Origin of the sequence: Gordonia sp. DT218 (genome assembly GCF_049847105.1) — a bacterium.
In the GTDB taxonomy this organism is placed as follows: domain Bacteria; phylum Actinomycetota; class Actinomycetes; order Mycobacteriales; family Mycobacteriaceae; genus Gordonia.
The window spans coordinates 78,543-89,912 of record NZ_JBNCNS010000007.1; the positions used below are offsets into that span (position 1 = coordinate 78,543).

Sequence of the window (11,370 nt, forward strand, 5' to 3'; positions counted from 1 at the left end):
TGCGGTCTGCACATCTCCGGGTGACGGGCTCGGCGTCGATCCAACCATGCCAGACGGATTTGTCGGATATGTCGGGACGAGTGTCCCGAACTCGTCGTCGGTCAGGCGTCCCTCGCGGAACCTGCACATAGGATTCCCGCCGATCAGCTGAGTTGGTTGATCCTGATCAGATTACCGGACGGATCTCGGAATGCGCAGTCGCGCACACCATATGGCTGATCCGTCGGTTCCTGGAGGACCTCGGCGCCGCTGGCCTCGAGTCGCTCGAACAGCCCGTCGAGGTCGTCGGTGGCCAACGTGATCGCGCCGTAGCTGCCCTTGGCGATCAGTTCCAGGATCGTCCGACGCTCCTCGTCGCTGATGCCCGGATCCGCGGCAGGCGGATGGAGCACGATCGACGTGCCCGGCTGATTCGGAGGCCCGACGGTGAGCCACCGCATCCCCTCGTAACCGACATCCTTACGGAGTTCGAAGCCGAGGACGTCCCGATAGAAGGCCAACGTCGCGTCCGGATCGGTCTGCGGCAGGAAGGTGTACTGAATGGTGATGTTCATGGAGATCACCGTAAGCGCGACTCGGTGGCCTGTGCTTCTCGATTCCTGATCGGTCTCGTGACCTGTTTCGCCAGGCACGCCGGTATGCCGTCGGTGATGTCGCCGTCGTGACGCTTGTAAGCGCTCGGCGACATCCCCACCAGTTCGGTGAACCGCGTACTGAAGGTACCGAGGGACGAACATCCGACCGCGAAACAGATCTCGGTGACACTGAGGTCGCCTCGGCGCAGCAGCGCCATCGCACGCTCGATCCGGCGGGTCATCAGATACGAATAGGGCGACTCCCCGTACACCCGGCGGAACTCGCGGCTGAGGTGACCGGCGGACATATGCGCTCCGCGGGCAAGGGACTCCACGTCCAGCGGCTGCGCATACTCCCGATCGATGCGATCCCGGACCCGGCGGAGTCGGGCGAGGTCACGTAGGCGCTGATCGTCAGAAGACGTGCTGGTCACGTATACGATCGTGCCACGTCGGAGTGCGAATGCCCAGCACACTCGGTCTGCATGAGGTGCCGCGGACGATCGCCCGAGTCGCGAGATCGGCTGTGGGGTCGATGCGAGTTGTCAAGGTATCCAACCCTGTTCAGCGAGGGTATGAATCGAATCGACGACCAGCGTCGCGCCGGCATCGGCCAGCTCTGACTCGGAGAACCCCCCGGTGCGGACCGCCACGCAAGCCGCCTGCAGACGACGCGCCGACTCGATGTCCCAGATCGTGTCCCCCACGACCACTGCGTGACGCCCGTCCGCGAGTTCGAGTGCGGTGGCGAGGATGTCGGGCTCGGGCTTCGAGTTGTCCACGTCCTCGGCCGACGTCACCGCCGCGAATTCGCCGCGGGTCATCCCAAGGGAATCGATCGCGGCATCGGTGAACTCGGCGGCGCCCGATGAGGCCAAGGCCACCTTGAGGCCACGGTCGGTGAGCGCGTGGACCAGTTGTCGGGCACCCGGAAGTGGCCGGACCTCGGGCAGCAACTCGCGGTATCTGTCCGCCCATTCCGCGCGCAGAGCGCTGCCGAGGCGGCGCTCCACATCGTCACCGCAGACCTCCCCAACCAGGAGGTCGCCTCCCATGCCGATGGTGCGATGCACCCGCCACCAGGGCGGCACGAGGTCGTGGGCGGCGAAGGCCCGCATCCATGCCAGAGCATGCAGATATGTCGAATCGACGAGGGTACCGTCGACATCGAGTAGCACGGTGTCGACAGCGGCACCGGTGCCGATCGGTGAAGCAGTGTCCGAACCGTCCATGTGAGCCTCCTGGTTTGGCCGCCGATCACGTACTCGTCGTCCAGCGTCTCAGGAATCTCGGACAACCGCCCAAGCAAAGGAGCGAGACCGTGACCGCTACGCCTTCGGCAACACAATTCGGATACACCTTGATGACCGAGCAGGCAGGACCCAAGGACCTCGTTCGGTACGCGATCGACGCGGAGCGCGTCGGATTCGATTTTGAGGTGTCGAGCGATCACTTCTTTCCCTGGTTGTCGTCTCAGGGCCACGCGCCGTACGCGTGGAGTGTGCTCGGCGCGGTCGCCCACGCGACCGAGAGAGTCGGATTGATGACCTACGTGACGTGCCCGACCATCCGCTATCACCCGGCGATCATCGCGCAGAAGTCCGCCACTCTGCAGATTCTCGCCGACGGACGCTTCACCCTGGGGCTCGGAAGCGGGGAAAACCTGAACGAACACGTCGTCGGCATGGGGTGGCCGGGCATCGTCGATCGACAATCCATGCTGGTCGAGGCCCTTGAGATCATTCGGGACCTGCATGACGGCGGACTCGTGGATTTTCGTGGAGAGCATTTCCAGGTCGATTCGGCGAGGATCTGGGATCTTCCGGACGACCGGGTGCCGATCGGCGTCGCCGTGTCCGGGGAACGTGGAATCGGCGAGTTCCGCCCGCTGGCCGACCATCTTATCGCCGTCGAACCCGACGCCGGCATCGTCGAGCAATGGAACGGATACGGATCCACCGACACAATCGGTGTGGACAGCCGGGCGATCGGGCAGATCCCCATCTGCTGGGACCCCGACCGTGATGCTGCGGTCACCCGCGCCCACGACCAGTTCAGATGGTTCAGTGGCGGCTGGGAGGTCAACGCCGATCTTCCCACCACTGCCGGATTCGCTGCGGCAACGCAATTCGTGACCCCTGAGAACGTTGCGGATGCGATCCCGTGCGGGCCCGATCTCGATGCGATCGTCGACGCCGTCCGGCCGTATTGGGAAGCCGGTTTCACCGATATCGCACTCATCCAGATCGGTGGAGAGTCGCAGGACGCGTTCCTGGCGCAGGCAGCTGGCCCCCTGCTCGAGAAGCTCCGCACCGCCGCCGGGTAGAAACCCGCGGTGATGGCGGCCCCAAGATGGTCGCCTGATTCCTACTTCTCGAATAGTGCTGTGCAACAATGACTTATACTTTCCGTCACGACGTAGACGGCGCGATTCGGCTTCGCCTGACGCGGAGCTGGCGTAGGCTCACCGCAGGACCTGAAGCAGTTCGGGTGCCACAGCCCACAACGGATCGACCTTTTCGGAGGCGAAATGTCCGACAAAAATTCCGTGTACACGACGCATGATTCAGGGGCGCCGGCCGGGAGCGATGAGCATTCGCTCACCGTCGGGGCAGGCGGTCCCATCGTCCTGCACGATCACTATCTGATCGAGCAGATGGCGCAGTTCAACCGGGAGAGGATTCCGGAACGACAGCCACATGCCAAGGGCAGTGGCGCCTTCGGCACGTTCGAGACCACCCACGACATCTCCGAGTTCACCAGTGCCGCACTGTTCCAGCCCGGCACCAAGACGGAGATGGTGGCGCGGTTCTCCACCGTCGCCGGCGAACGGGGCAGTCCGGACACCTGGCGCGACCCTCGTGGGTTCGCCCTGAAGTTCTACACCTCCGAGGGCATCTACGACATGGTCGGCAACAACACGCCGGTCTTCTTCGTCAAGGACCCGATGAAGTTCCAGCACTTCATCCGTTCGCAGAAGCGTCGTGCCGACAACAATCTTCGTGATCACGACATGCAGTGGGACTTCTGGACCCTCTCACCAGAGAGTGCCCACCAGGTAACGTGGCTGATGGGTGACCGCGGGATCCCGAAGACGTGGCGGCACATGAACGGTTACACGTCGCACACGTACCTCTGGGTCAACGCCCAAGGAGTCAAGCACTGGGTGAAGTACCACTTCATCACCGATCAGGGCGTCGAATGCTTCACCCAGCACGAAGCCGACCAGATGGCGGCCGCCGACACCGACTTCCACACGCGCGATCTCTTCGAGTCGATCGAGCGCGGCAATCACCCGAGTTGGACGCTGAAGGTGCAGCTCATGCCGTACGACGACGCGGTCGGCTATCGGTTCAATCCGTTCGACCTGACCAAGGTGTGGCCACATGGCGACTATCCGCTGCACGAGGTCGGGAAGATGACCCTGCACACCAACCCGACCGACAATCACGCCCAGATCGAGCAGGCGGCGTTCGAACCCAACAACGTGGTCCCCGGCATCGGGTTCAGTCCCGACCGCATGCTGCTCGGTCGGGTCTTTGCCTACGCCGATGCCCACCGTGCGCGTTTGGGTGGCAACTACAAGCAGATCCCGGTGAACGCTCCGCGCAACGAGGTGCACAGCTACACCAAGGACGGTCACATGCGGATCGACCCGGTGACCGACCCGGTGTACGCGCCGAACTCGAAGGGTGGCCCGGCGGCGGTGTACGCAGGCCAGCCCGAACCGCAGTGGGCGGCTGATGGTGACATCGTCCGCAGCGCTTACGTCGACCACCCGGAGGACGACGACTGGGGTCAGGCGGGCACGATGGTCCGTGAGATATTCGACGACGCTGCCCGCGAGCGGTTCGTCGACAACGTGGTCGGGCACCTGCTCAACGGCGTCTCCGAACCGGTCTTGGAGCGGGCGTTCGAGTACTGGTCGCGAGTCGACCCCGACATCGGTGCGCGGATCAAGTCGGGCGTCACCGAGAAGCGCGACGAGCCGGACCCGAAGGTCGACGAGCAGGGCAATCCGGCGCGGACATCGATGCAGGAGAAGGTGCGGGCGGGCTGATCGTGAGGCCCGCCAGGGCCTGCGCGTCGCCACGTATCACTCACCGGTGAGGCTGGCGAGCACCCGTTCGGTCTTCACCTCGGTGTCGGCCGGCTGAAGGCCGCGGGCGCGGATCGAGCGTTCCAAGGACTGTTGTCGCGCGGCGGCGCGAGCCTCGAACTCTTCGAGGCTCTCGCCGTCGTGCGGGCTGATTTGTTCACACAGCTCGAGGAGATCCACATCGCCGACGGTCCACCTCTCGATGTCCACCGTGCATCGGTCGATGGTGATGTCCGACCAGGTGGTCGAGGAGATGGGCCCCAAGGCACGCAGGTGGTCGATGGGTACCCCGACCGGCGTACAGGTGACGACGAATTGACGCTGTGCAGGGTCGAGCACCGACAACGGGTCCGTTCCGACGGCCATCTCGGCGGCGAGTGATCCCGGCGGCCGTCCGCAGACCGCCGATGCCGCGAGCACGCGGTGTGTTCCGCTCCAGTCCCAACCCAGGCGGTAGCTCACTGCGTCGGTGTCGAACGGATGAGTCCAGGGTTTGGCGAGCTGACCCTGACGGCACGGCCGGAGCTTCACGGTCAGATCATCGACATCGCCGCTGCGGATACGGATGATCAGGTGGTTGCTGAGCAGCGGAAACGGCGACTCTGTGACCCCTGGGCGGACCTCGGCGAACCAGATCTCGCGATGCCGGCCCTGTTGATGTGTCAGGTCCAGCGCGGATAGTGCCCGGGATGGGTCGTCGAGGTTCACCTTGATGTCGATCGGTGCGATCACACCTGCCGCCTTTCTCTGCCAGAAGCGCGACGGGTGATGATCGACCCGGGCACGTGACCATCCTGTCTGCCCTGATCGTGGCGGACGCGAGTAGGCGACTACCTCATTTCAGGTACCGAAACGCACGCCTCTCCAGTGGTCGCGCCGCTCCCCCGGGTCGCTCTGTCGTCGGCAACGAGTAGTCGATTACTCATGCCGAGTTCGTGATCGGACCACATACTGGTCGCAGAACATTCCGGGTGTCCGGATGTCGTCGCGACGCGAAGCGGAGGTGGGCGTGCCCCGGTGGGTGTGGTTGGCGCTGTTGATGGCGTCGAGTGGTGTAGATCGAGAACCGTCACCGGACCGGCGAGGTCCGATCACCCGAAATCTGGCCCATGCCGCCGAAGTGGTGGATCGGGCAGTCGGATGGCCGACCCTGTGGCGCCCGGTCGGTCTGGCCGTCCTCGTCGGCCTCCGCAGCCAACTGCGTGCCCTGAACCTGTACGACAGCGGCCGAGATCCTGACGAGCCCCCACCGCACTGGGATTCCCGAGCGCTGCGGGCCCGCCTGCCCGGCGGGACCCACAACGACCTCGACGCACCGCTGATGGGGGCGGCGTCGAGCAGATTCGGGCGCAACGTGCCCCCGGCGAACTCGTCTCCCGACCCCGCACGACTCCTGGATCCGAATCCGCGGGAGATCAGTCAGCGCCTGTTCACCCGCGACGAGTTCCGTCCGGTTGATTCGCTGAACCTCCTTGCCGCGGCATGGATTCAGTTCGAGGTGCACGACTGGTTCAGTCACCCGGACGACGAGCAGGCGCCGCGCCGGGAGATCCCCCTGCCCGCCTCGGATGACTGGCCCGAAGAGCACCGTCCCATGAGCGTCCACCGGTCGGCGCTCGCGCCCGGTGCGGATCCCGATGCCCCACCGACCTTTGCGAACCGCGACACCCACTGGTGGGACGGCTCACAGATCTACGGAAGTCGACAGGACTATGCGGACGCGATCCGGTCAGGCGATCGGGGTCAGATCCTCCTGGCGGACAACGGACTCCCGCCCGCCGAGGCCGACACCCTGCTCGATCCCGACGGGCCGGTCGCGAACTTCTGGGTCGGCCTGGCCCTGCTGCATTCGTTGTTCCTGCGCGAACACAACGCGATCTGCCGACGGCTGGCCGCCACCTACCCGTTCATGACCGATCAGCAGCTCTACGACACCGCGCGGCTGGTCAACACGGCGTTGATGGCCAAGATCCACACCATCGACTGGACTCCGGCGATCATCTCGCACCCGACCACGGTTTCCGCCATGCGCGGCAACTGGTTCGGCCTGCTCGGCGAGCGGTTCGCCCGCAGGTTCGGCCGGGTGGCCGAGAGCGAGGTGCTGTGCGGCATCCCCGGCAGCACGACCGACCACCACGGCGTCCCCTACTCGTTGACCGAGGAGTTCGTCGCCGTCTACCGGATGCACTCACTGCTCCCCGACGAGGTGAAGATCCGCGACATCGACGGCAACCGGCCGCAAGCGGTTCACGCACTGGACGAATTGCTCGCCGAGCACGTCCGCGATCGTCTGGCGGAGACGTCGATGCCGGATCTCCTCTATTCCTTCGGCCGTGCGAAAGCGGGCGAGCTGACCCTGCACAACTACCCTGCCGCGCTGCAGCAGCTCGCCCGGCCGGATGGACGGCCGATCGACCTGGCGACCGTCGACATCTTGCGAGATCGGGAACGAGGGGTGCCGCGCTACAACGAGTTCCGCCGCCTGTTCCGCCTCCCTCGCATCACCTCGTTCGCCGCCCTGACGGACAACACCGAGTGGGCCGAAGAACTCGAGGACATCTATGGCGACATCGACAACCTCGACCTGATGGTCGGCCTGCACGCGGAACGTAAACCCCCGGGATTCGGCTTCAGTGACACCGCCTTTCGGGTGTTCGTGCTGATGGCGTCCCGGCGGTTGTCCAGCGACCGCTTCTTCACCACCGACTTTCGTCAGGAGATCTACACCGAGGTGGGCATGGCCTGGGTGCGGGACAATTCGATGCGTTCGGTCCTGTTGCGCCACTTCCCCACCCTGGCGCCGGCTCTCGTAGGTGTCGACAATCCGTTCGCACCCTGGCCGGGCCGATGACCCGAGAGGACAGCAGCACGATGACCAGCACGACGACGTACGTGCCCTACGACCCCGACCTGGAGCGCCCGAAACCCGACGAGGACACCTACATCGACAAGATCGTCGGCAGCCTGCGTGGGAACAACGAACGCGCGTATCGCAAGACCAAACGCGGTCTGCGCGATGCCCATGCCAAGAGCCACGGAATACTTCGCGGCACACTCGAGGTCCACGACGAGCTGGACGATGAACTGGCACAAGGACTCTTCGCCCATCGCGGTCGGAGTTTCGAGATCATCACGAGGTTGTCGAGCACGTCGGGTGCCATTCGCAGTGATCAGATGCGAGGTGTGCGCGGTCTCGGCATCAAGGTCCTCGGTGTGGAGGGCGAACGGGCACTCCCGGACGACACCGCGACGACTCAGGACTTCATCATGGTGACCCACCGGGACTTCCTGTTCGCCGATGCCGAGGCGTACTACAAACGGGGCATGCCCACCGCCTGGGCTCTGGCTCGTCTCCCGGACCCAGCACTCAAGATCGGCAGCGAACTCCTGGCAGGCGTCGACAAGCGTCTGCTATGCCCCATCGGCCGGCCGCTCCCGGAGAGTCTTGCCGTCTTCGTCCGACCGAACACCCACATCCTGGGCGACACCTTCTATTCGTCGGCTCCCCTTCGCTACGGCGAGTACGTGGCCCGGATGGCGTTCGTCCCGTCGTCGCCGGAGGTGCATGCGCTGGCGGGGATGCCCGTGGACGACGGCACCGGAGTCAACGCGTTCCAGGACATGGTGGTCGACTTCTTCTCCTGCCACGGCGCCGAATACGAACTGCGAGTCCAACTCTGCGCAAGCAGCGACCGCCGGTGGATCGAGGATGCGACCTTCGACTGGCCGGAGGACTTGTCGCCACACCGGACGGTCGCGACCATTCGATTCGCCCAGCAGGACCCCTACACACCCGAGCGACGGGCCTACGGCGATGACGTGTTGTCGTTCAATTCCTGGCGCGGGCTCGACGCGCACCGGCCGCTGGGGTCGATCAACCGGCTGAAGCGGAAGGTCTATGACGCGTCGAGTCAGTTTCGCCACCAGGTCAACAACGCGCCGATGAGTGAACCCGCCGACGCGGGCGATCTGCCCGAATGAGCACCCTCAGCGGTATGCCCGACGAGGACGAGGGACTGCGCCGAACAGTCACACCTGACCGGTCGTCCGATCTATACTCGGCCCCCATGGGAGGCCGCTGGCAGCTGCTCGGTCGACCGACCGAAGACCATGCCATTCGAACCGCGCTGACGAGTTCCGATGGCCGCGGTGTGGTGCTCGTGGGCGCCGCAGGCGTGGGTAAGACAACGTTGGCGCGGACCGTGGCCGGAGCCCTGGGCGTGCCTGTTCAGTGGGCTGCCTGCACGGAATCGTCGCACGCGATCCCACTCGGCGCGTTCGCGCCCTGGGTGCAACCGATCGCATCACGAGACCCGATCGCGGCCCTCGTGTCGGCACGGGAAGCTCTCCTGGCCGAACCCGGCACCATCGTCGGTGTCGACGATGCACATCTGCTCGACCAGCTCTCGGCCACATTGCTCCACCAGATCGCCATCGAGCGATCGGCCCGCATCGTCGCGACGGTGCGCAGCGGCGAGCCGGTTCCCGATGCGGTGACGTCCCTGTGGAAGGACGGCTATCTGACGCGGATCGAACTGCAGCCGCTCGGCAAGGACGAATGCACCACGTTGGTCGAACGGGTGCTCGGCGGGACACTCGAGGGTCTGAGTGCGGATGTGATCTGGGAGTCCTCCGGAGGTAACCCGTTGTTCCTGCGGAATATGGTCGAAGGCGCCGTGGACGCTGGCACCTTGTCCGAGACCAACGGGGTCTGGCAACTCCGTGGCCCGACCGCGGTGCCCTCGGGCCTCGTCGCATTGCTCGACGATCGCCTCGATCGCGCGGGTGAGGCGGTGATGGAGGCGCTCAAGCTGCTGGCGTTGTGCGAGCCCCTCGACATCGACACGCTCATCGAGCTGGTCGGGGCCGACGCGCTGGACGCCGCCGAGGTGCAGAATCTGATCCGCGTCACGCGGGACGGCCGGACCACCAACGTACGGTTCGTCCACCCACTCTACGGTGACGTCATCCGCCGCCGGATCGGCACGATGGCCGGCCGGAAGCTGCGCTCACGCATCGTCTCTCAACTGCGCGATCGGGAGTTCGGGTCGGCAGCCGACCGCATCCGGCTGGCCCGGCTGTGCGTCGACAGCGACCAGGAGATCGACCCGGGCCTGCTGATCTCGGCCGCCAAAGACGCAGTCTTCCTGGCCAATCTCCCGTTGGGAGAACGCCTGGCCCGAGCGGCATTCGAGCGTGACGGCGGACTCGCCGCGGGTGAACTACTGTCGCGGGCACTCCTCTGGCAGGGTCGCCCGGTGGAGGCCGACGACATCCTGGCCGGCTTCGACCCCGACGATCTGGACGAGCTGCAACTCGTGCAGTGGGGCGTGCCACGCATGAGTCTGCTCTTCTGGTCGATCGGCGACGTCGTGCAGAGCCATCGGCTGCTCGAACTGATGCGGGACAGGGTCGACTATCCCGCGATCATGTTGGTCGTGGACGCCGCCGGCGCCGCGATGGCGGTGCACGAGAACCGGATCGCCGACGGTATCGAGGAGGCCGAACGGGTGCTGGCCCAGCCGGACGTGCCGAAGCAGGCCATCGACTTCGCGGCGTTCGCCGCCGGTCTGGCCATGCCGGTCGCCGGTCGCGGTCACGACTACGAACCGATCGCGGAGCGGTGCCGAGCCGAGCAGAAGGCCACCGACGGGATGATCCGCGTCATGGTGCGGTACTGCGACGCCCTCGCGCTGACGATGGTCGGCGACCTCGTCACCGCCGAACAGCGGGTGGCCGGGTACACCGAGTTCTCGTCATCGGGACAGTTCCTCGGATGGGCCATCGCCAAGATCATGTCCGGTCTGGTGGCGACCTACCGCGGGTGCTTCCGCGACGCGATCTCGTCGATCGAGCAGGCTCTCGCCGCCCTCAACGCCGAGACGTCGCTGCCCTGGCGGCTCCCCGCGCGACTGCTGCTGGCCCGTGCCTACGCTGCCCTCAACGATGTGGCGGCGGCCGAGCGCGTGCTCGACGACGCCGAGGAGCACGTGGGATCGCATGTGGCGCTGCATGAGCCGCAACGCATCATCGCCCGCGCCTGGGTTGCCGCCGCCGGCGGGAGCGATCGCTCAGCGGTCGAACTCGCGCGTACCGCAGCCGATGTCGCCCACGACAGTGGGCAGTTCGCCCTGGAAGCCGAGGCCCTGCATCACGCCGCGAGATTCGGTGACCGCACCGTCGCGGACCGTCTGGCCGCCATCGCACCCGGGCTACAAGGAGTCGTGGCGCGCCTCTACGCACGGCACGCCGTGGCGGTCGCCGACGCGGACGCGGCGGCACTCGACGAGGTGAGTCGAGATTTCGAGCATGCCGGCCTGCTCCTCTCGGCCGCCGATGCCGCGGCCCAGGCGGTGGCGTTGCACGAGCACGCCGGGCGTCGTGGGAAGCGCGCGGAGTCGAGCGCACGCGCGCTGCGCCTCTCCAAGATCTGCGACGGGGCGACCAGTCCCGCGATCCGCTTGGCGGCCCGCCCCTTGCCGGTCACCGCGCGGGAACGGGAGATCACGGCATTGGTGGCCCAAGGGCTGACCAACCGCGAGATCGCCGAACGTCTGACGGTGTCGGTGCGGACCGTGGAGGGGCACATCTATCGCGCGTCCATCAAGCTGGACGTCGCCGATCGGGACGCACTGGCCAAGATCGTCTGGGACCAATAGCAGCGAACGATACGCAGCCCATCGGCACCTCGGTGCA

9 protein-coding genes are annotated in these 11,370 nt (G+C 65.8%); 5 read left to right on the top strand and 4 right to left on the bottom strand.

Translation table 11 applies throughout. The features are described 5' to 3' along the window. Nucleotides 1-143: 143 nt before the first annotated feature. The 3 genes from ACPXCG_RS21905 to ACPXCG_RS21915 all read right to left on the bottom strand — a co-directional run bounded on the left by ACPXCG_RS21905 (nt 144) and on the right by ACPXCG_RS21915 (nt 1,807). Nucleotides 144-554, bottom strand: coding sequence for a VOC family protein (locus tag ACPXCG_RS21905; RefSeq protein ID WP_425794373.1), 411 nt, complete (start codon nt 552-554; stop codon nt 144-146). Nucleotides 555-559: 5 nt separating this feature from the next. Next, the gene (locus tag ACPXCG_RS21910) at nt 560-1,009 is read right to left on the bottom strand and encodes a helix-turn-helix transcriptional regulator (protein ID WP_425794374.1); all 450 of its coding nucleotides are present in this window, start codon (nt 1,007-1,009) and stop codon (nt 560-562) included. 111 nt (nt 1,010-1,120) lie between these two features. Next, nucleotides 1,121-1,807, bottom strand: a complete 687-nt coding sequence (locus ACPXCG_RS21915) for an HAD family hydrolase (RefSeq protein ID WP_425794375.1) — start codon at nt 1,805-1,807, stop codon at nt 1,121-1,123. 131 nt (nt 1,808-1,938) lie between these two features. Between ACPXCG_RS21915 and ACPXCG_RS21920 the strand changes: the two genes are divergently transcribed. After that, nucleotides 1,939-2,901, top strand: coding sequence for a TIGR03557 family F420-dependent LLM class oxidoreductase (locus tag ACPXCG_RS21920; RefSeq protein ID WP_425794523.1), 963 nt, complete (start codon nt 1,939-1,941; stop codon nt 2,899-2,901). 204 nt (nt 2,902-3,105) lie between these two features. Further along, nucleotides 3,106-4,635, top strand: a complete 1,530-nt coding sequence (locus tag ACPXCG_RS21925) for a catalase (RefSeq protein WP_425794376.1) — start codon at nt 3,106-3,108, stop codon at nt 4,633-4,635. 36 nt (nt 4,636-4,671) lie between these two features. Here ACPXCG_RS21925 and ACPXCG_RS21930 read toward each other — a convergent pair whose 3' ends face one another. Continuing rightward, nucleotides 4,672-5,406 carry a hypothetical protein gene (locus tag ACPXCG_RS21930; protein ID WP_425794377.1) on the bottom strand — a complete coding sequence of 245 codons (735 nt, stop codon included), beginning with the start codon at nt 5,404-5,406 and terminating at the stop codon, nt 4,672-4,674. A 247-nt stretch (nt 5,407-5,653) separates the two neighbouring features. Here ACPXCG_RS21930 and ACPXCG_RS21935 point away from each other — a divergent pair, with 247 nt between their 5' ends. From ACPXCG_RS21935 to ACPXCG_RS21945, 3 genes are all read left to right on the top strand, one after another. Continuing rightward, nucleotides 5,654-7,525 (top strand): peroxidase family protein, encoded by a 1,872-nt coding sequence (locus tag ACPXCG_RS21935; RefSeq protein ID WP_425794378.1) that lies wholly within the window; start codon nt 5,654-5,656, stop codon nt 7,523-7,525. 20 nt (nt 7,526-7,545) lie between these two features. Beyond that, nucleotides 7,546-8,655, top strand: a complete 1,110-nt coding sequence (locus tag ACPXCG_RS21940) for a catalase family protein (protein ID WP_425794379.1) — start codon at nt 7,546-7,548, stop codon at nt 8,653-8,655. A gap of 86 nt (nt 8,656-8,741) precedes the next feature. Beyond that, nucleotides 8,742-11,333 carry a LuxR C-terminal-related transcriptional regulator gene (locus ACPXCG_RS21945; protein ID WP_425794380.1) on the top strand — a complete coding sequence of 864 codons (2,592 nt, stop codon included), beginning with the start codon at nt 8,742-8,744 and terminating at the stop codon, nt 11,331-11,333. Nucleotides 11,334-11,370: the final 37 nt, after the last annotated feature.

What these genes read in the sequence shown, in the direction of transcription:
- ACPXCG_RS21905 (WP_425794373.1), bottom strand. Translation starts at nt 554, where the DNA reads ATGAACATCACCATTCAGTACACCTTCCTGCCGCAGACCGATCCGGAC.
- ACPXCG_RS21915 (WP_425794375.1), bottom strand. Translation starts at nt 1,807, where the DNA reads ATGGACGGTTCGGACACTGCTTCACCGATCGGCACCGGTGCCGCTGTC.
- ACPXCG_RS21920 (WP_425794523.1), top strand. Translation starts at nt 1,939, where the DNA reads ATGACCGAGCAGGCAGGACCCAAGGACCTCGTTCGGTACGCGATCGAC.
- ACPXCG_RS21925 (WP_425794376.1), top strand. Translation starts at nt 3,106, where the DNA reads ATGTCCGACAAAAATTCCGTGTACACGACGCATGATTCAGGGGCGCCG.
- ACPXCG_RS21935 (WP_425794378.1), top strand. Translation starts at nt 5,654, where the DNA reads ATGTCGTCGCGACGCGAAGCGGAGGTGGGCGTGCCCCGGTGGGTGTGG.
- ACPXCG_RS21940 (WP_425794379.1), top strand. Translation starts at nt 7,546, where the DNA reads ATGACCAGCACGACGACGTACGTGCCCTACGACCCCGACCTGGAGCGC.
- ACPXCG_RS21945 (WP_425794380.1), top strand. Translation starts at nt 8,742, where the DNA reads ATGGGAGGCCGCTGGCAGCTGCTCGGTCGACCGACCGAAGACCATGCC.